The sequence below is a fragment of the Streptomyces sp. cg35 genome (assembly GCF_050410835.1).
Lineage (GTDB): Bacteria > Actinomycetota > Actinomycetes > Streptomycetales > Streptomycetaceae > Streptomyces.
In genome coordinates this window covers 714110-732404 of record NZ_CP191268.1, presented here as the reverse complement: position 1 = coordinate 732404, position 18295 = coordinate 714110, and the positions used below count along the sequence as shown (strand labels likewise).

The following is an 18295-nucleotide window of genomic DNA, read 5'->3' as shown; positions in this document are numbered from 1 at the left end:
GCCGGCCCTGGCCCCGTGATCGTTTCGGGTTCGTGAACAACTCCCCTATATGCATGGACACTTCAAGCGTCGGAACCTAGCTTCGGGCGCATGCCGCAGCGAAGAAACCTCGCCCGGGCCCTGGCCGTGACCCTCACCCTCACGGCCGCGGGCGCCGCGCAGCCGCCGGGCGCCTGGGCGGACGGGATCCCCAAGGCGCCGGGCCACCGCCTCGTCGAGCAGTACGGCGGTGCCCCCGCGACCCCGCAGCCGGTCCCCGGCAAGGCGCCCGCCCAGCACCCCTTCCTCGCCGCCAACGGCCGCAGCGGAATGCACGCGGACGGCTGGGGCAGCGGAACGTACCCCTGGAGCGGGCCGGACGGGAAGAACCCGGACGTCACCAGCGAACAGATGGCCGCGCTCGGCGGCGAGTGCGCCACCGTCACCTTCGACAAGGCCGGACGCATCGTCACCGTCTGCGGCACCTTCACCGGCTTCCTGGTCAAACTCCTCGACCCGCACAGCCTCCGGACCCTCGCCGAGTACCAGCTGCCCCAGCGCCCCTCGACCGTCGAGGCCATCACCCGCCTCGACTTCTCCAGGATCTTCAAGGACACCTCCGGCGGCGCCTACTCCTACCTCGACGACCAGGACCGCCTCGTCCTCGCCGACTCCCGCCAGCACATCGTCCGCCTCGCCCACGAGCAGGCCGCGGACGGCAGTTGGCGGTTCGTCGTCACCGACGACCGGGACCTCACCGGACAGGTCCCGCACGACTGCGTGAGCTGGACGAACCTGTACCCGAGCGGCCAGTGCGACCCCGTCACCTCCGTCATGCCGGACTGGACGGGACGGATCTGGTGGGTGACCCGGCAGGGCCGCGTCGGCACCGTCGACCCCGCCACCGGCGCCATCAAGTCGATCCAGCTGGCAGGGGAGGAGATCCAGAACTCCTTCTCCGTCGCCGAGGACGGCGTCTCCATCGTCACCGACCACGCCCTGTACAGCTTCGACGCGGCCGCCGACGGCACCCCGAAGGCCGTCTGGCGGCAGACGTACGACCGCGGCACCGGCACCAAACCCGGTTCGGTGAACCAGGGTTCGGGGACCACCCCCGACCTGTTCGGCGAACACGACGACTACGTCGCGATCACCGACAACGCCGACGACCGCATGAACGTGCTCGTGTACCGGCGCGGCGCCGACGTCCCCGAGGGCCGGCGGCTCGTCTGCAAGGTCCCCGTCTTCGGCTCCGGCGCCTCCACGACCGACAACTCCCTGATCTCGCACGGGAACAGCCTCGTCGTCGAGAACAACTACGGCTACGAGAACATCACCTCGCTGACCTTCGGGCGCAGCGTCGTCGGCGGGGTCAGCCGCATCGACGTACGCGACGACGGCAGCGGCTGCGACACGGTGTGGGAGAGCGCCGTGCGCTCCCCGTCCACCGTGCCGAAACTCTCCACCGCCAACGGGCTGCTGTACTTCTACACGAAGGAGCCGAACTCCCTGGGCGTCGACGCCTGGTACTTCACGGCCGTCGACTTCCGGACCGGGGCGACCCGCTGGAAGCGCCTCGCCGGAACCGGCGTCGCGTACGACAACAACTGGGCGCCCGTGACCCTCGGCCCCGACGGCACGGCCTATGTCGGCGTCTTCAACGGACTGGTCGCCGTGCGCGACGGGTCCTAGCGGCCCGCGAACACGCCTATGCCGCCTGCGACGGGGCGCTCGGGGGAGTCCGTGGGGTGGTTGAGGACCGTGACCGAGGCCGCCCCCGGCTCCCGCGCCACCAGCGTCGACGAGCCGCCGCCGTCCAGACTGAACGCGTCGTCCGCACCCAACGACCGCATGGTGTCGGCCACCTCGGCGATGGACAGGCCCGTGCGGTAGGCGGGCGCGCCGTCCAGCGCCAGCAGGACGAGGGTGCGCCCGTGGTCCGCGACGCCGGCCGCCGTACGGACCGCGGACGTCTTCGCGTCGAGGCCGGGCAGCGGGGCTCCGTCGCGCAGTACCGGATAGCCGCCGACCGCGAACCGGTACGGGATGCGCGACTGCGCGGCGACCAGGCGGTGCCGCACCTGGACCGGGTCGCCCGCCGACAGCTTCCGCAGCCACTGCGCGCCCGCCTCCCGCCCCACCAGCACCGTGCTGCCGTCCGCGACGGGCCCGCTGCCGGGCGTGTCCGCCCGTGCCACGATGCGGCCGCGGCGCACCGTCACCTCATATGTGTCCGTACTGCACGGCGCCGCTCGCACGGTGTCCGTGCCGCAGGTGGCACGGGCCCGGGAGACGCTGCCCCACTCCGCGGTGAAGGCACCTATGGAACCGACCGGCAGCGCGTACTGGTTGAGCCCGCCGAGCGCCACCCGGTCCTCGCGGCTGCGCACCGACCCGTCCAGCGCCATGCTGTCGAGCCGGGCCCGCCGGTCGACGCCCACCCCGAGCACGTCGCGGGTGGACGTCCCCGGCGGCAGGGCCGGGCCGAAGCGCTGCCCGTCCGGGACGGCCGCCTTGAGGGTCCGGCCGCTCGCGACCGCAGGCCCGACCGCGGCACCGGTCGCCTCGACCCCGGGGTGCTGGGTCTCGGTGATGTTGAAGAAGTCCCCGTTGACGCCGCCGACGGCGCCCGCTGCGTCGGCCATCGAGGAGACGGTGGCCCGGGCCCCGACCGCGCCCGGGTGCAGCAGATCGACGCGTACGCGCGGATCGCGCAGATCGACCGTGAGGACATGGGCGTGGGCGGTGCCCTTGGCGGCGGGGATGTCGAACCCGGTGTACGTCACCCCGGGCGCCACCCGCTCGGCCGCCGCGGCGGCGCCGGCCGGTGCCGCCGCCGTCAGGGTGGCACCGGCCAGTACTCCCACGACCGTCAGGGCCGCCAGGACACTCTTGCGTCGCTTGCCAACTCTCGTCTGCATCAAGGGAGTTCAGCAGACGACAGGGTGCCCGTCGATGGCTAGGTGCCGACCAGCCGGGAACGGATCAGGAAACGTACGCCCTCTGGCGCCTCCAGCGAGAAGCCGCTGCCGCGCCCCTCGACGACGTCGACGATGAGCCGCGTATGGCTCCACACCTCGTACTGGCTCTTCGACATCCAGAACGAGACCGGTTCCGCCACGCCGTCCACCGCCAGATCCTGGAGCAGCACGTCCGCGGCACCGGTACGGAACTCGCCCGCCGGATAGCACATCGGCGCGCTGCCGTCGCAGCAGCCGCCGGACTGGTGGAACATCAACGGCCCATGGGTGTCACGCAGTCGCCGCACCAGTTCGGCGGCCGCGGGGGTCAGCTCCACGCGAGGTACGTCGCTCATGACGGAACAGTGAAGCGGGCAGGACGTTGCGAGCACGTTGCACCCTCGGGGCCGTCGCCCGCATAGGCTCCGCACATGGAACAGAGGGAGATCGTTCTGCGGGCCATCGGTGTGCTCACAGAGACGCAGGAGATGGTGCGCAGGCTCAACGACGGCGACGGACTCGACACCGACCTGAGTCAGCTCGGACGGCTCGTGTCGGAAGTGTTCCCGACGATCGAGATCCCGGCGGGATCCGATCCGGAGCAGGCCGCCGAGCTGACCATCGCCGCGCTCATGCCGGCCAGCGTGTCACTCGTCGAGGCGTTCGCGTTTCTCTTCACGCAGCTCGCGAAGGTGCACGACGAGGGCCGCACCGACATCAACTCCACCGAACTGCTGCGCGAGATCGCCCTGCGCATGTCCGACCCGGGCGACGAGGGGGAGGACGAGGAGTGACGCCGGCGGGCCCTACTTGTTCGGGTCGCGGAAGCGGCCGAACGCCTTCGTGAGAGCGCCCAGCGGCGAGCCGTCGGCCCTGACCTGCCCCGGCGCGACCGGCCGGGGCACGCCGTCGCCGCCGGTCGCCTCGGCCAGCGCGGCCTGCGCCGCGTCGGCCGCCTCCCGGTACAGATCACGTGACTTCGTCATGGCGTCGAGCGCCTCGGCGTACCGGGTGACCATGCCCTGGGCGTGCACCAGCTCCTCGTCCGGAGTGAGCAGGTGCCAGCCCTGGCGCAGCCGGGTCAGGGCCCGCTCGGCGTCGGCGGGCAGCGGCCGCGGCAGCGCCGCGAACTCCTTGATCCGGTCCAGCAGCTCGGTCGGCTCCGACCCGTCCAGGAAGACGCTGCGCACGGTGAAACGGTCCGCGTCGTAGTCCGGGCCCTGCGGCGCCGTGGGCAGCACGACGCCGCCGCCCCGCGGCATCCGCAGCTTCAGCTCCCGCTTCAGCGCGAAGTCGACGATCTGCGCCTGCTCCGGCGTGCCCCGGTGCTCGATCACCCGGTGCCGCAGACTCGGCGGCAGGAACCGCGTGACCGGCTGCTGCCCCTTCGCGTCCGGCGTCATCGCCTCGTGCACCACGACATGGACGTACCAGCTCTGCCGGGTCCACTCGCGCAGCCGGTGGCGCAGCTCGTCGTCGTCCTTCGGCAGGTGGTTCGTCGTCCGCAGGCGCGCACCCCCCACCGCGTCGTGGTCCCACGGCACACGGTCGCTGTCCGGCCAGAACATGGTGGCGGGCGACGGCCAGTACGGGTCCCACGGCTGTTCCGCCTCGGCCGCGAGGACCCAGGTGACGGCCTCGGCCTCCTTGCGGCGACCTTCGGGGTCGTACGTCGTCAGCTGGGCACGCACCGTGACGTCGTCGGCCACGCGCCAGCGCGCCTCGAACAGGCGGCGGGCCGACGGGCCGGCATCGGCGGACTCGTCCCGCGGATGCAGGACGGTGGAGCGGGCCGCCTCGACGGGGTCGAGGTCCAGGAAGTCGTCGAGCACCCCGGCCGCCTTGAGAGCGATCAGGTTGCGCCGGACGTCCTGCTCGGGCTCGGGCCCCAGGTGGCGCCCGCTGCCCAGCCATGCGGTGTCGGGGACGGTGGTCGAGGAGGTGCTGTTCTTGGCCATGGAGTCGTTCTGTGGGTGATCGGGGCCCGATCAGTATGGGCCGTGGACGGGTCGGCGGGAGCGGGCAGGGTGGGCGGGTGTCGGGATTGTCGCGCGTGTACACGGCTCTCCGCGGTGCGCAACGCCGTCGTACCGCGGCCTTGATCCCGTACGCTCGACGGATGGCCCGGTACTTCGACGTGCACCCCGCGAACCCGCAGACGCGCATCATCGGCGCTGTCGCCGATGGCATCCGCGACAGCGCGCTGATCGCCTACCCCACCGACTCCTGTTATGCACTCGGCTGCCGACTCGGCAACCGCGAGGGCGTCGAGCGGATCCGCGCGATCCGGCACCTCGACGACAAACACCACTTCACGCTCGTCTGCCAGGACTTCGCACAGCTGGGCAAGTTCGTGCAGATCGACAACGACGTGTTCCGCGCGATCAAGGCGGCCACGCCCGGCAGCTACACCTTCATCCTGCCCGCCACGCGTGAGGTGCCGCGCCAGCTGCAGCACCCGAAGAAGAAGACGGTCGGCGTCCGCATCCCCGACCATGTCGTCACCCAGGCGCTCCTCGCCGAGCTGGGCGAGCCGCTGCTGTCCAGCACCCTGCTGCTGCCCGGCGAGGACGAGCCGCTCACCCAGGGCTGGGAGATCAAGGAGCGGCTCGACCACGCGGTCGACGCGGTGCTCGACTCCGGCGACTGCGGCACCGAGCCGACCACCGTCATCGACTTCTCCGGCGGCGAGGCCGAGATCGTCCGCTACGGCGCGGGGGATGCCGACCGGTTCGAGTGACCCCCGCGCGCCTCAGCCGTCGTGGGCGAGCGTGCCCAGGAACCGGATGTGGGGGCGCTCGCCGGGACCGGGCCGGGTGATGTGCGCGCGGACGCCGTAGACGTCGGCGATGAGGTCCTCGGTGAGGACGGTCCCCGGCTCGCCCGCCGCCACGACCCTTCCCTGCCGCAGCACCACGACCTGGTCGCAGTACGTGGCGGCCAGGTTCAGGTCGTGCAGGGCGACGACGCTGGTCAGCTCCAGGCCCGTGATCAGGTCCATCAGCTCCAGCTGGTGCTGGATGTCGAGATGGTTCGTCGGCTCGTCGAGCAGCAGCTCACGCGGTTCCTGCGCGAGAGCGCGGGCGATCTGCACCCGCTGGCGCTCACCGCCCGACAGCGTGTGCCACAGGCGGTGCGCCTGCTCGGCGAGGCCGCTGCGGTCGAGGGCCGCACGGACCGCCGCCTCGTCCGCGGCCGAGACGGGCGCCCAGGCCCTGCGATGCGGGACCCGGCCCAGCCGGACGACATCGCCGACCGTCAACTCGACCTGGGTGTCAGCCTGTTGATGGACCAGGGCGATCCGCCGGGCCGCCTCCTTGCGGGGCAGCGCGGAGAGCGGGGCGCCGTCGAGGGTGACGACTCCGGCCGCCGGAGCGAGGACCCCGGCGAGCAGCCGCAGCAGCGTCGACTTGCCCGAGCCGTTCGGGCCGAGCACCCCGGTGACGGAGCCCGTCCGGGGCGTCAGGCTGACCCCGTCCAGGATCAGGGCGCCGCCGGGCGACCAGGACACGCGGTCCGCGCGCAGGCCCGCGCTCACCGGGTGCTCCGGCCGCGGTACAGCACGGCCACGAACGCGGGCACGCCGATCAGCGACGTCACCACGCCCACCGGAACCTCCTGCGGTTCGAGGACCGTACGGGCCAGCGTGTCGACCCACACCAGGAACACGGCACCGGCCACCGCCGTGACCGGCAGCAGCCGGGTGTGCCCCGGCCCCACCAGGGCGCGCGCCGCGTGCGGCAGGACGAGCCCGACGAAGCCGATCGCCCCCGCCGCGCTGACCAGGGCCGCCGTCAGCAGGGCCGTCACGCACAGCAGGACGAGCCGGGTGCGGGCCACGTGCACGCCGAGCGCGGCCGCCGCCTCCGGGCCGAAGGCGAACGCGTCCAGGGTCCGGCCGTACCCGAGGCACACCGCCAGCGTCACCACGAGCACCGCCAGACACAGCCACACCTCCGTCCAGCCGACCCCGCCGAGCGAGCCGAGCAGCCAGAACAGGACGCCGCGCGTCGTCTCCGCGTCGGCCGCCGTGAGCACCACGAACGAGGTCAGCGCCGAGAACAGCTGCATCGCGGCGACCCCGCACAGCACCACCCGGTCCGTCGTCCCGCCCAGGGTGTGACTGAGCAGCAGCACCAGCGCGAACGAGCACAGCGCCCCGAGGAACGCGCCGCCGGACACCGAGAGCGCGCCGCCGCCGAGGCCCAGCACCACGACGAGGACCGCCCCGGTCGACGCGCCCGACGAGACACCGAGCACGAACGGGTCGGCGAGCGGATTGCGCAGCAGCGCCTGGAGCGTGGTGCCGCACACCGCGAGCCCGGCCCCGCACACCGCGGCGAGCAGCGTGCGCGGCAGCCGCAGGTTCCACACGATGCCGTCCCGGATCGGGGACAGCTCGGAGGTGCCCCAGCCGATCCGGGCGCCGACCGCCGACCACACGTCGCCGACGCCGATGTGCGCGGGTCCGATGGTGATGGCCACGGCGACGGACGCGCACAGCACGGCGAGTGCCGCGGCCCCGTACAGGGCGGGCCGGACCGTGCTCACTTGCCGAGGCCGAAGCCGCGCAGCGCGGCGGCCACCTTCTCCACACCGTCGACGGTACGGATCGTCGGATTCAGGTCCTGCCCCTTCAGCAGCACGTACCGCTTCTCGCGGACGGCGGTCATCTCCTTGGTCACCGGGTCGGACTCCAGGAACCGGATCTTCTGCGCGGCGGACTCCGCGGACTGCGAACGGCGGGTCAGATCGCCGATGACGAGGACGTCGGGGTCGCGGTCCGCGACGGTCTCCCAGTTGATCTGCGGCCACTCCTCGTGCGTGTCGTCGAAGACGTTGCGCACACCGAGCTCCTCGGTGACGATGCCGGGCGCGCCGCAACAGCCGGCCATGTAGGGCGAGTCGGAGTTCGCGAACCAGTACAGGACGCTCACACCCTTGGCGTCCACGCCCGAAGCCGCCTTCTTCACACGGGACTTGAGCTGCGCGACGAGCTTGTCGCCGCGCTCCTCCACGTCGAAGATCCGGGCCAGGTCGCGTATCTCGCCGTAGACGGTGTCCATGGTCAGGGCACGGGTGCGTACGCCGTCGCCGTCACCGCTGTTGTCCTTGCCGGCGCAGTCCGTGGGTGACAGGTAGGTGGGCACGCCGAGCTTCTCGAACTGCTCGCGGGGCGCCACGCCGCCCTTGCCGAGGGTGTACGTGAACGAGGCTGCGGCGAAGTCCGGTTCGGTGTCCAGGACCTTCTCGAAGGACGGGTAGCGGTCGGCGAGCCGCGGGACCTTCGCGTTCGCCTTCTCCAGGCCCTTCAGGACGGGATCGGTCCACGTCGCGGTCCCCACCATCCGGTCGGCGAGACCGAGCGAGAGCATGATCTCCGCCGAACCCTGGTCCAGGGCGACGGCGCGGCGCGGGGCGTGCGCGACCCGGACCTTCGTACCGCAGTTGTCGAGGGTGACGCCCCCGCCGGCCCGGTCCGCGGTGTCGGCGGAGCCTGCCCCGCCGCAGGCCGTGAGCAACAAGGCGCCCGCCAACAGCGGTGCGAGACGGCGGACTTGACGTGCGAACGGCACGGAACTTCCTCTGCGTCCAGGGCCCATACGCGGAGCCGGTCTGTGGTCCACCCCCGGCCGGTCCTCGACCCCGGGGGCCGCCAGCAGGTCTTCGGACTCGGGATCGTCCGGCCGGAGCGCCTTCCCGGACCGGTGGACCGGCCCAGTGGCAGTGGCTCCGCCCGTCACCCTCACCGCTGCGCGTCAGTTCCGGACTTCCACCGGATTCCCTGACCCGTGCACGTACGAGAACGCACAAAGGTACGACTGGCCATCGGAAGGTATCACGGGCCTGACCAGGCACTCCCGGGCGGGCCGGGCCTCCCGGTACGTCCCGGAGGCCATGGCATGGTGCTGCTCCGGGAACATCTGGGTCGCCGCCCACGCCGTCCGGCCCCTACCCTGCGTCGGATGATGACAGCTGACGACGTGCGGGCCGTGCTCGCCCTGCTGCGCCGGGCCGGGGCGGACGTGTGGGTCGGGGGCGGCTGGGGCATCGACGCCCTGGTCGGCGAGCAGACCCGGGAGCACCGTGATCTGGACCTGATGCACCGGCAGGAACAGGAGCCGGTCGTGCTCGCCGCCCTGGCCGACGCGGCATTCACCGAGTCCCTGGACCAGCGCCCCGTCCGGTTCGTCGTCACGGATCCGGACGGACGCGTACTCGATCTGCATCCCCTGGTCTTCGCCGACGACGGTTCCGCCCGGCAGGCCTCCTTCGCCGCGGAGCGGCCGTTCGTCTATCCGGCGGAGTGCTTCGTCACCGGCACGGTCGCGGGGGAGCGGGTGCCGTGCCTCTCCGCCGCCCAGCAGGTGTCCTTCCACCAGGGCTACGAGCCCACGGACCGCGACCGGCACGACATGGCCCTGCTCCGCACGGTCTTCGGGATCGCCACGCACTTCTGACCGTCAGTCACGGCGTGAGCATCGAGCGACTGCTCCTCAGCGCTCGGCGTTCAACGCGGCGACCGCGCCCGCCGGGTCGCCGATCGTGGCGTAGTCCACGGCGACGAACGTGACCGGTCTGCCGCGCTCCCGCTCGCACCGGTGGACCCGGTCCAGGACGAAGCGGCGGGTGTTCACCGTGCCCGCGTCGAGCCGGCTGCCGCCGTCGATGGTGATGAAGTGGTTCAGCAGGAACAGCCGCTTGTCGTCGCCGCCGCGGTGCGGCGCGCAGCTCATCTCGTCCGGCGCGCGGAACGCGAACGGGGTCTCCATGCCGTACCGGTAGAAATTGCGGTACCAGGGCGCCGGGCCGTCCGCCCGCTCGGCGAAGACGACCAGGCGGCGACCGCTGTCGATCATGTCGCCGAGCGTCGGCCAGGGCTTCGCCGGGTCGGGGTCGGGCGTGTGCACGAGAGTGTCCAACCCGGCCTCGTGCACGGCCTGTCGGGTGTCCCGGCCGGTGATCGCGTCCTGCACGATGAGGGTGATCACCTCGGTCGGGTGCGCGCGCATCCAGTCACCGATCTCGCGCAGCGTCGGCACCAGGGCGAGCGCCCCCGCCCGGCACACGGAATGGCACAGCCACAGCCCCTCGCGCGGAGGGTTGAACGTGTTGATCGCCTGGGTGATGAGCGCCTGCTGCGCGGCCGTGAAGTCGGAGTCGCGCAGGCGCCCGGCGATCTCGTCGGGCTGCTCCCACCGGTAGGTGTCGATCTGCAGGGCGCGGACGCCGTCGTTCAACTGGGCGGTGATCCCCGGGTCCTGGAGAGGGCCGATGAAGCGGTCGACGGTCGTCGACATGGCGTTGTGCGAGGTGAGGTGTGCGACCTCGTCGTAGCGGCGGTCGCACAGCGCGGAGCTGCCCTGGCACGGACGCGGTGCGGCCGGCCGGGCGACGAGCGGCACCACGGTCATCCCGGCCAGCGCCACAGCGGCGCCGCCGAGCCCGAGCGTGACGAGGCGCCGGGAGTCCAGGGCCCGCACCCGCCGTACCCGGTCCACCAGGACCAGCAGCGCTCCGGCGGCCACGGGGACGAGCGCGGCCCACAGGGCGGTGCGGGCGATGTGGTCGAGGGCGCCGTGCTGCACGTCGTCGACGAGCCGGATCAGACTCGGCGGCCACGACGCGGGCGGGTCGACGACGCGGCCGTCGGTGACCAGCCGGGTCACACCGACGGCGGCCGCCGTCAGCAGCCCGCCGGCGAGGAGCGACCACCCGAAGGGCCGCAGCCGGGAGCCCGGCCGGGGAGGGCCGATGAACCAGAGCGCGGCCAGGGAGAGCACGAGCAGCACCGCGGCGACGATCTCCACGAGCCCGAGTCCCGCGGCGGTGTAGGGGCGGATGTCGTGGAGGACCTGGAGGTCGTTGCCGGAGGCGGCGAGGACCGCGCCGAGGTCCCAGGTGCCGCCGTCGACGGCCCGCTGGAACTGCCGCACCGCCTCGCGGGCCCGGTCCGAGAACACCGCGGGGGCCACGGCCGCGAGCGCCGTGGCGACGTCCCCGTCGGCCAGCGCGGTCTCGACCTGCGGGCGCAGCGCGTCACGCTCCCGCTCCGGCAGCGCCCGCAGCAGCGTCTCGGCGGCCCGGTCGGCCTGCGTCGTGGTGAGCGGGAGCGTCGGCAGCCCCTCCGGTGCCCGGCCCGCCGCCAGATCGCCCACGGCGTCCGAGAGGTCCGCCGTGAACCGGTCGAAGTCGGGTTCCGTGCTGCGCTGCAGCCCGGCCACGAGATCGCCGAAGTAGGTCTGCGCCAGATGGTCGACATTGGCGAGCACCGGCCGCAGGTCGACGGTCAGGTCGAGGGTGGCGCGCTCGCCGTTCAGATAGCCGACCACCGCGTCGATCTGCTGCTGTGCCAGGTCACGGACCGTCTCCGGCGGCAGCACCAGTTTGATGTTGGACGTCACCTGGGCTTCCGGGACGTTCAGCCCCGCCAGCAGGTCCCTGGTGACCGGGGAGACCGCGGGGTCCACCAGCACCTCGTTGTAGAGCCGGTCGTACGCGCGCTGCTCGTCGAGCACGGACGCGTGGAACGCCGGGTCGAGGACCGTGGCGCGCACCGTCGCCGTCGTGATCACGCACAGGGTGGCGAGCGCGGCCACCACGAAGGCCACCACCCGCACCGGTCCGTGGAGCGCGGTCCGTTCCATGGCGTGACCTCACCGGGTGCGCGGCGGTCAGAAGTCCACGGGGTCGCGGACGATGGGGCAGGTCATGCAGTGCCCGCCACCACGGCCGCGGCCGAGTTCGGCGCCGACGATGGTGACGACCTCGACACCGGCCTTGCGCAGCAGGGTGTTGGTCTGGGTGTTGCGGTCGTAGGTGACGACGACACCGGGTTCGAGGGCGACCGCGTTGTTGCCGCTGTCCCACTGCTGGCGCTCGGACGCGTACACGTCCCCGCCGGTCTCGATCACCTGGAGCCCGGGGAGGCCGAGCGCCTTGGCGACGACGTCGACGAACGGGGTCGAGCCCTCGTCGACGATGTCGAGGCCGGGAGCCTTGTCGCTGGGACGCAGCGAGAACGTGTGCACCGAGTCCATGATCCGCGGGTAGAGCGTGACGATGTCCCGGTCGGCGAACGTGAAGACGGTGTCCAGATGCATCGCCGAGCGCAGCTTCGGCATCCCGGCGACGACGACGTGCTCGGCCGCGCCCTTCTCGAACAGGGCGGCCGCGACCTGGGTGATGGCCTGCCGCGAGGTGCGCTCGCTCATGCCCATCAGGACCACTCCGTTGCCGACCGGCATGATGTCGCCGCCCTCGAACGTGGCCTGCCCCCAGCCCAGTTCGGGATCGCCCCACCACACGGTCGACCCGACGAAGTCCGGGTGGAAGAGGTAGATCGCCTTCATCAGCAGCGTCTCGTCGTGCCGTGCGGGCCAGTACAGCGGGTTGAGCGTGAGGCCGCCGTACAGCCAGCAGGTGGTGTCGCGGGTGTAGAGCGTGTTGGGCAGCGGCGGCATCAAGTACTCGCGCACACCGGTCGACTCGCGGGCCATCGCCACGTACGCGGAGCGGTAGTCGTCGGGCAGGTCGGTGGTGGCGAGACCGCCGATGAGGTACTCGGCGAGCTGCCGCGGCTCCAGTGACTCCAGGAAGGCGCGGGTGTCGTCGATCAGCCCCACCCCGACCTGATTGGCGACGATCTTGCGGTCGAGGAGCCAGGACCTCGCCTCGGGGATCGCCATGGTCCGCGCGAGCAGATCGTGCAGCTCGACCACGTCGACACCGCGCCGGCGCAGCTTGTTGACGAAGTCGGCGTGGTCGCGCTGGGCGTTCTCCACCCACATGACGTCGTCGAAGAGCAGGTCGTCGGAGTTGGTCGGGGTGAGCCTGCGGTGCGCGAGCCCCGGCGCGCAGACCAGGACCTTGCGCAGCGTGCCCACCTCGGAGTGGACGCCGTACGCGGCGGAAGCGGGGGTGTCGTGGTCAGTCACGGTGTGCCTTCCGGGGTTGACGGTCTCACAGGCTGATCCAGCCGGCCGCCAGGGCGACGATGCCGAGCACGGCGCCGACGACGGAGACGATCAGGATGAGCAGCTCGCGCGGGGAGAACAGGCGCCTGCCCTGCTCCCTGCGGGCCATGACGAACAGGATCGTGGCCGGGGCGTAGAAGACGAACGAGACCAGGACGAACTTCAGCCCGGCCGCGTAGAGCATGAACGCGGTGTAGAGCGTGGCGACGGCCGCGATGGTCAGCTCGCGCGTCGAGGAGCGCCCGCCCTCCGTACGGCGGTCGGGCCGCGTCCCGATCTTCACGGCGAAGGCGGCCGCCAGCAGGTACGGAATCAGGGACAGCGCGCTGGTGAGATCGAGCGCGAAGTTGAAGGCGTCGTCCGAGAACGCGGTGATCACCAGGACGACCTGGGTGAGCACGGTCGTCATGAGGAGCGCCGGCAGCGGGACGTCCGCCGAGGTCGCGCGCCGCAGGAACCGCGGCATGTCGTCGTCCTTGGCCGCCACGAACAGCACCTCGGCGGCCATCAGCGTCCAGGCGAGATAGGCGCCGAGGACGGAGACGATCAGACCGACGCTGATGAACACCTTGCCCCAGGTGCCGACGGCCTCCTCGAGGACGCCCGCCATGGACGGCTGGCGCAGTTCGGCGATCTCGCCCATCGGCAGGATCCCGTACGACACGATGACGACGGAGGCGAAGACGGCGAAGACGCTGAGGAAACCGAGGATCGTGGCCCGGCCGACGTCCGAGCGCTTCTTGGCGTGCCGGGAGTAGACGCTCGCGCCCTCGACACCGAGGAAGACGAACACGGTGGCCAGCATCGTGCCGCGCACCTGGCTGAACAGCGAACCGGCGTAGTCGGCGCCGCCGAAGTTGTCGGCGAACACCGACGGCTTGAAGTACACCAGGGCCAGTACGACGAAGACGAGGATCGGCACGATCTTGGCCACGGTCACGACCTTGTTGATCGCCGCGGCCTCCTTCACCCCGCGCCGGATCATCAGGAAGAACGCCCACAGGCCGGCCGAGGAGAGCACCACGGCGAGCGCCGTGTCGCCGTCGCCCAGAGCGGGCCAGATCGCGCCCACGGTGGACATGATCAGCACCCAGTACGTCACATTGCCGACGCAGGCGCTGGCCCAGTAGCCGAACGCCGAGAAGAAGCCCAGGTACTCGCCGAACCCTGCCTTCGCGTACGCGTAGACGCCCGCGTCCAGGTCGGGCCGGCGCACGGCCAGGGACTGGAAGACGAAGGCGAGCATCAGCATGCCGGTGCCGGCGATCGCCCAGGCGATGAGGGCGCCCGCCACCCCGGTCTCCTCGGCGAAGCGCCGGGGGAGGGAGAACACCCCGGCGCCGACCATGGAGCCGATGACCATCGTGGTCAGGGTGAAGAGAGTCAGCTTCGCGGCGGGAGCGCTCTTCTCGACGGCCTGCTCCATGTCGGCCCCTCCGGGCGGTACGGGTGTGCGTGCGGGTGTGAACGGGATGCCGGTGCACCAGTTTCAACCTGTTTGATGGGGTGCCGCACCTTTTACTCGTATCCGGATGGCTGGATGAGCCGATCTGTGCGCAGCATGGATGGATCGCGACAGAAGGGCCTTCAGGCATGCATTCCTCGTTGAACCCGGCGATTCTCGGGCAGCTGCGCGCACCGCGGCCCTATCCCGCCGTGTCCCTGGCGATGCCGACCCACCGGACGAAGCCCGACAACGCCCAGGACCCCGTCCGCCTCGGCAACCTCGTCGACGAAGCCGTACGGCAGCTCGCCGCGGACCCGGCCGTGACCAGGGAACGCCGCGACGACGTGGTCGCGCAGCTGAGGAAGGCGGTCGAGGAGGTGGACCTCGCCCACGCCAGGAAGGGGCTCGTCGTCTTCGCCGCGCCCGGGGAGCACCAGGCGTGGGTCGTCGACCGGTCCGTGCCCGAACGGGTCGTGGTCGCGGACACCTTCCTCACCCGCAACCTCGTCGCCGCCGACGCGGCGCAGCGCGCCTACTGGGTGCTGGCCGTGGCCGCCGACCGGATGACCCTCTGGGACGGGCAGGGCGACCGCGTCACCGAGGACACCGGCCACGGCTTCCCGCTGAGCCGCAGCCTGGAGGACCCCGACGCCGAGCGCAAGGAGCGCGTCGGCGACCTGCCGAGCACCTTCCGCGACGAGCAGACCCGGCAGTTCTTCCGCGACGCCGACGCCGCACTGGGCAACCGGCTGGGCGACGAGCCCCGGCCCCTCTACGTCACCGGGGAGCCGGCCGCCCTGTCCCTGCTCAACGAGATCGGGACCGCCGCGCACGGCGCGGTCCAGGTCCCGTTCGGCGGGCTGGCCAGGGCCGCCGCGGACACGGTCGCGCGGGCCGTGGCCCCGGCCCGTGCCGACGACGCCGAACGCGTGGTCGCCGAGGCGCTCGCGGAGCTGGACCGGGCACGCGGCGGCAACACCTACGCGGCCGGCGTGGACGAGGTCTGGCAGAAGGCCTCGGACGGCCGGATCCACCGGCTCGTCGTGGAGGAGAACTACCGCATCACCGTGCGGGCCGGGGAGGGCCATCTCGAACCGGCCGCCGCCGACGACCTGGACGCGGTTCACGACATCGTCGACGAGATCGTCGAGTCCGCCCTGGAGACCGGCGCGGAGGTCGTCTTCGTCCCCGACGGCACGCTGGCGGACGCCGGACACGTGGCCGCCGTCCTGCGCTTCTGACCGACCGCCCTACAGGCGCGAGGAAGCGTCAGTGCTCAGAAAGGAACCCGCTCATGAAGACAGCCCGGGCGTCCGGACGGACCCGCCGCCGTCGCGCGCCGATCGCCGTGGCCGTGTGCGCGGCCGCCGGCATGCTGACCCTCGCGGCATGCGGCTCCGACAGCGACAACGACGGCGGAGCGAGCGCCAGCCCCCGGCCGACCGCACCGAACGCGTCGGACTTCTCCGGTGAGGCTCCGTCGGCGCTGGCCTCCAGCGCCGCGTCGAAGAAGGCGGAGGTCAAGGAGTCGGCCTCCAGGGCGGCCGAGTCGGCGTCCCAGCGGGCCCACGACTTCGAGGCGTCGGTCTCCGCCGACGTGGAGCGCAACCGGCAGGAGTTCCAGAAGGAGCTGGACGCCGTCGACGGGCAAGGCAACGCGATGAAGGACGTCTCCCTCACCGGCAAGCCGCTCGCCGAGACGGACAACGTGCGCGCGCTCGTCGTCAACATCACCAACAGGACCGACGAGACCGCGTCGTTCGCGGTGCAGGTCGACTTCAGCGACTCCGACGGCAAGGTCGTGGAGTCCAAGGTCGTCGGCGCGAAGGACCTGAAGGCGGGCGACCGCGCCCAGCCGCTGGCCATCAGCTCGAAGCCGCCGGAGCCGCACCTCACCGCGAAGATCGCGAAGGCCCAGCGGTACTGACGGAACGGGGCGCCGGCACGGTCGCTATCTTGTGATCCATGCAGTCCTACACAATCGGCCAGGCGGCACGGCTGCTCGGCGTCAGCCCCGACACGGCGCGGCGCTGGGCCGACGCGGGCCGGGTCGTCACGCATCGCGACGAGGGCGGACGGCGCCTCATCGAGGGCAAGGACCTCGCCGCGTTCTCCGTGGAGCTGGCCAAGGGCACCGGCGGCGACGAGGACGTCTCGTACACCTCGGTGCGCAACGCGTTCCCCGGGATCGTCACCGCCGTCAAGCTCGGTGACGTCGCCGCCCAGGTCGAGATCCAGGCCGGACCGCACCGGCTGGTGTCGCTGCTGACCCGCGAGGCCGTGGAGGAACTCGGCCTGGAGGTCGGCATGGAGGCCACCGCCCGGGTGAAGTCGACGAACGTGCACATCGACCGCGCCTGACCGCTCAGATGCCGGCCGAGCGGTCGTGGCACAGCAGGGCCGCCCACAGATCGAGCCGGTCGGCGAGCCGGGACAGATCGCGCCCGGTGAAGAGCTCGATGCGCTGGACGCGGTAGTGAACGGTGTTGACGTGCAGGTGCAGGGCCTGCGCGGTCCGCGCCCACGACCCGTCGCAGGCGAGGAAGGTCCGCAGGGTCTCCAGAAGCGGGGTCGCGGAGGCGTTCTCGGCGTCGAGGAGCGGGGCGAGCACCGTGCCGCTGAACGCGCCGCGGACCGTCGCCGGGATCCCGGCGAGCAGCGCGTCGAGTGTGGTGAGAGCGGTCGCGTCGGTCAGCAGCGAGGAGCCGGGGGCGGTGCCGCGGGCCGCGTCCAGGGCGAACCGGGCCTCGGCCAGCGCAGGTCCGAGGCCCGCGGCCGACGCGGCGGGTGATCCGGTACCGCCGTGCAGCGCCACCCCCGGATCGCAGGCGGCGACGCGCTGCCACACCTCGTCGGCCGGCCCCGCCGGACCGGCGGTGACGGAGAACGCCGTGCCGTCCGGCAGTACACCGACCGCCGCGGGCCCCGTCGCCACCAGAGCCGTCACCTCCGCCAGCGCGCCCTCGGCGGGCCACGCGCCCTCGCCGCTCGTGCCGGCGACGACCACGCGGTACGGGCCACGGGCGGGCAGCCCGCAGTCGCGCAGCGCCGCTTCCAGCGCGCTCGCGGAGGCAGTCTCCCGGCAGAGCAGCGCGCCCAGTCCGTCGGCGGCCCGGACCCCGGTCGAGCGGTCCCGGATCCCCGACTCCTGGCAGCGGCCCAGGATCGCGGCGACCTCCTGCAACAGACGGGGCGGTACGGCGTCCCGGTCGGGCAGGTACAGATGCCTTCGCTCGTACGGGGAGGCGAGGTCCGCCTCGACGGGCAGCGCCGCGCCGTCGCTGTCATGGACCAGCGCCGCCGCCTGCACCGCGGCCAACGGCCGTGCGTGCGCGGTGGCGGCGACCGTGCGCCCGGCCGGGGTCAGCACGTAGGCCTCGGCCGCCCGGCCGAGATGCGCGAACGCGGCCTCGACGATCTCCTGCGGTCCCGCGCCCCGGGCGAGGAGCCGGCTCAGGCGGATCCGCGCGTTCTCCGGCAGGGCGTGATGACGGCTCAACTCGCCCCACTGCTGCAGATAGACGGTGTCCGTCACGGACCGGAACATGACGTGCGCCGGGACCGCCGCCACCGGCAGCGCATGCCGCGCGCACGCCTCGACCAGCACCTCGGGAACCGCGCCGTGCGTCTCCTCGCCCGCCAGCAGCGCGGCGGCCCCGGCGCCGCGCAGTGCGGAGACGAACCGCTCCGCGCGCCCCGGACCGCCCCGCGGCGTCCACCACACCAGTCCGCTGAGCACCACCTCGCCCGGGCGCACGAACCGGGCCGGATTCTCCAGGTCCGTCACGGTCACCCCGCTGATCTCCCGCTCCAGCAGCGCGTCCGCGGCCCACAGCAGGCGCAGGCCCAGGGTCTCGTCCTTCAGGAGATGTTCGACGTGCATGGTGCTCCGGGTTCTCGTACGGACCGGATCCGGCCGCTCCGCGTGCCGC

At 72.3% G+C, this 18295-nt stretch carries 17 protein-coding genes and 1 riboswitch; of the genes, 7 read left to right on the top strand and 10 right to left on the bottom strand.

Features of this window, described 5'->3' with window-relative positions:
• Window positions 1–90: 90 nt before the first annotated feature.
• The gene (locus ACQUQD_RS03580; protein ID WP_428950440.1) at window positions 91–1671 is read left to right on the top strand and encodes a hypothetical protein; all 1581 of its coding nucleotides are present in this window, start codon (window positions 91–93) and stop codon (window positions 1669–1671) included.
• Here ACQUQD_RS03580 and ACQUQD_RS03575 read toward each other — a convergent pair.
• Window positions 1668–2900, bottom strand: coding sequence for a phosphodiester glycosidase family protein (locus tag ACQUQD_RS03575; RefSeq protein WP_428950439.1), 1233 nt, complete (start codon window positions 2898–2900; stop codon window positions 1668–1670). The two genes, ACQUQD_RS03580 and ACQUQD_RS03575, sit on opposite strands and share 4 nt — an antisense overlap.
• A gap of 38 nt (window positions 2901–2938) precedes the next feature.
• Complete coding sequence (locus ACQUQD_RS03570; RefSeq protein WP_428950438.1) at window positions 2939–3295, bottom strand: DUF779 domain-containing protein; 357 nt, start codon at window positions 3293–3295, stop codon at window positions 2939–2941.
• A gap of 75 nt (window positions 3296–3370) precedes the next feature.
• On the opposite strand from ACQUQD_RS03570, the gene ACQUQD_RS03565 reads away from it, so the two are divergent.
• Window positions 3371–3733 carry a hypothetical protein gene (locus tag ACQUQD_RS03565; RefSeq protein WP_428950437.1) on the top strand — a complete coding sequence of 121 codons (363 nt, stop codon included), beginning with the start codon at window positions 3371–3373 and terminating at the stop codon, window positions 3731–3733.
• 12 nt (window positions 3734–3745) lie between these two features.
• Here the strand turns inward: ACQUQD_RS03565 and ACQUQD_RS03560 are convergent, their stop codons facing one another.
• Complete coding sequence (locus ACQUQD_RS03560) at window positions 3746–4897, bottom strand: hypothetical protein (protein ID WP_428950436.1); 1152 nt, start codon at window positions 4895–4897, stop codon at window positions 3746–3748.
• Between the two features lie 161 nt (window positions 4898–5058).
• Here ACQUQD_RS03560 and ACQUQD_RS03555 point away from each other — a divergent pair, with 161 nt between their 5' ends.
• Window positions 5059–5679 carry an L-threonylcarbamoyladenylate synthase gene (locus ACQUQD_RS03555; protein ID WP_428950435.1) on the top strand — a complete coding sequence of 207 codons (621 nt, stop codon included), beginning with the start codon at window positions 5059–5061 and terminating at the stop codon, window positions 5677–5679.
• A 12-nt stretch (window positions 5680–5691) separates the two neighbouring features.
• Here ACQUQD_RS03555 and ACQUQD_RS03550 read toward each other — a convergent pair whose 3' ends face one another.
• From ACQUQD_RS03550 to ACQUQD_RS03540, 3 genes are read right to left on the bottom strand one after another with little or no spacing between them, the layout of a single operon-like run.
• On the bottom strand, window positions 5692–6477 hold the full coding sequence (locus tag ACQUQD_RS03550; protein WP_428950434.1) for an ABC transporter ATP-binding protein: 786 nt from the start codon (window positions 6475–6477) through the stop codon (window positions 5692–5694).
• On the bottom strand, window positions 6474–7490 hold the full coding sequence (locus ACQUQD_RS03545) for a FecCD family ABC transporter permease (RefSeq protein WP_428950433.1): 1017 nt from the start codon (window positions 7488–7490) through the stop codon (window positions 6474–6476). The genes ACQUQD_RS03550 and ACQUQD_RS03545 overlap by 4 nt, the downstream gene beginning before the upstream one ends.
• The gene (locus ACQUQD_RS03540) at window positions 7487–8542 is read right to left on the bottom strand and encodes an ABC transporter substrate-binding protein (RefSeq protein ID WP_428950432.1); all 1056 of its coding nucleotides are present in this window, start codon (window positions 8540–8542) and stop codon (window positions 7487–7489) included. Before ACQUQD_RS03540 ends, ACQUQD_RS03545 begins: the two co-directional genes overlap by 4 nt.
• A gap of 38 nt (window positions 8543–8580) precedes the next feature.
• Window positions 8581–8781, bottom strand: a riboswitch (cobalamin riboswitch).
• Between the two features lie 127 nt (window positions 8782–8908).
• On the opposite strand from ACQUQD_RS03540, the gene ACQUQD_RS03535 reads away from it, so the two are divergent.
• Window positions 8909–9400, top strand: a complete 492-nt coding sequence (locus ACQUQD_RS03535) for a nucleotidyltransferase domain-containing protein (protein WP_428957443.1) — start codon at window positions 8909–8911, stop codon at window positions 9398–9400.
• A gap of 36 nt (window positions 9401–9436) precedes the next feature.
• On the opposite strand, the gene ACQUQD_RS03530 is transcribed toward ACQUQD_RS03535, so the two are convergent.
• The 3 genes from ACQUQD_RS03530 to ACQUQD_RS03520 are packed head-to-tail and all read right to left on the bottom strand — an operon-like array spanning window position 9437 to window position 14342.
• Entirely contained in the window at window positions 9437–11587 is a 2151-nt protein-coding gene (locus ACQUQD_RS03530) for a hypothetical protein (RefSeq protein ID WP_428950431.1), read from the bottom strand.
• A 27-nt stretch (window positions 11588–11614) separates the two neighbouring features.
• Window positions 11615–12877, bottom strand: a complete 1263-nt coding sequence (locus ACQUQD_RS03525; RefSeq protein WP_428950430.1) for an arginine deiminase — start codon at window positions 12875–12877, stop codon at window positions 11615–11617.
• Between the two features lie 25 nt (window positions 12878–12902).
• Complete coding sequence (locus ACQUQD_RS03520; RefSeq protein ID WP_428950429.1) at window positions 12903–14342, bottom strand: basic amino acid/polyamine antiporter; 1440 nt, start codon at window positions 14340–14342, stop codon at window positions 12903–12905.
• Window positions 14343–14509: 167 nt separating this feature from the next.
• Between ACQUQD_RS03520 and ACQUQD_RS03515 the strand changes: the two genes are divergently transcribed.
• From ACQUQD_RS03515 to ACQUQD_RS03505, 3 genes are read left to right on the top strand one after another with little or no spacing between them, the layout of a single operon-like run.
• Window positions 14510–15604: a chemotaxis protein gene (locus ACQUQD_RS03515; RefSeq protein WP_428950428.1), complete on the top strand. Its 1095-nt coding sequence runs from the start codon at window positions 14510–14512 to the stop codon at window positions 15602–15604.
• A gap of 53 nt (window positions 15605–15657) precedes the next feature.
• Window positions 15658–16290, top strand: coding sequence for a hypothetical protein (locus tag ACQUQD_RS03510; protein WP_428950427.1), 633 nt, complete (start codon window positions 15658–15660; stop codon window positions 16288–16290).
• A gap of 38 nt (window positions 16291–16328) precedes the next feature.
• Entirely contained in the window at window positions 16329–16724 is a 396-nt protein-coding gene (locus ACQUQD_RS03505; RefSeq protein WP_428950426.1) for a TOBE domain-containing protein, read from the top strand.
• A 4-nt stretch (window positions 16725–16728) separates the two neighbouring features.
• Here the strand turns inward: ACQUQD_RS03505 and ACQUQD_RS03500 are convergent, their stop codons facing one another.
• The gene (locus ACQUQD_RS03500; protein WP_428950425.1) at window positions 16729–18246 is read right to left on the bottom strand and encodes a helix-turn-helix domain-containing protein; all 1518 of its coding nucleotides are present in this window, start codon (window positions 18244–18246) and stop codon (window positions 16729–16731) included.
• Window positions 18247–18295: the final 49 nt, after the last annotated feature.

Coding starts and splice junctions, on each gene's coding strand:
- ACQUQD_RS03580 (WP_428950440.1), top strand. CDS start 91: ATGCCGCAGCGAAGAAACCTCGCCCGGGCCCTGGCCGTGACCCTCACC.
- ACQUQD_RS03575 (WP_428950439.1), bottom strand. CDS start 2,900: ATGCAGACGAGAGTTGGCAAGCGACGCAAGAGTGTCCTGGCGGCCCTG.
- ACQUQD_RS03570 (WP_428950438.1), bottom strand. CDS start 3,295: ATGAGCGACGTACCTCGCGTGGAGCTGACCCCCGCGGCCGCCGAACTG.
- ACQUQD_RS03565 (WP_428950437.1), top strand. CDS start 3,371: ATGGAACAGAGGGAGATCGTTCTGCGGGCCATCGGTGTGCTCACAGAG.
- ACQUQD_RS03560 (WP_428950436.1), bottom strand. CDS start 4,897: ATGGCCAAGAACAGCACCTCCTCGACCACCGTCCCCGACACCGCATGG.
- ACQUQD_RS03555 (WP_428950435.1), top strand. CDS start 5,059: ATGGCCCGGTACTTCGACGTGCACCCCGCGAACCCGCAGACGCGCATC.
- ACQUQD_RS03540 (WP_428950432.1), bottom strand. CDS start 8,542: ATGGGCCCTGGACGCAGAGGAAGTTCCGTGCCGTTCGCACGTCAAGTC.
- ACQUQD_RS03535 (WP_428957443.1), top strand. CDS start 8,909: ATGACAGCTGACGACGTGCGGGCCGTGCTCGCCCTGCTGCGCCGGGCC.
- ACQUQD_RS03530 (WP_428950431.1), bottom strand. CDS start 11,587: ATGGAACGGACCGCGCTCCACGGACCGGTGCGGGTGGTGGCCTTCGTG.
- ACQUQD_RS03520 (WP_428950429.1), bottom strand. CDS start 14,342: ATGGAGCAGGCCGTCGAGAAGAGCGCTCCCGCCGCGAAGCTGACTCTC.
- ACQUQD_RS03515 (WP_428950428.1), top strand. CDS start 14,510: ATGCATTCCTCGTTGAACCCGGCGATTCTCGGGCAGCTGCGCGCACCG.
- ACQUQD_RS03510 (WP_428950427.1), top strand. CDS start 15,658: ATGAAGACAGCCCGGGCGTCCGGACGGACCCGCCGCCGTCGCGCGCCG.
- ACQUQD_RS03505 (WP_428950426.1), top strand. CDS start 16,329: ATGCAGTCCTACACAATCGGCCAGGCGGCACGGCTGCTCGGCGTCAGC.
- ACQUQD_RS03500 (WP_428950425.1), bottom strand. CDS start 18,246: ATGCACGTCGAACATCTCCTGAAGGACGAGACCCTGGGCCTGCGCCTG.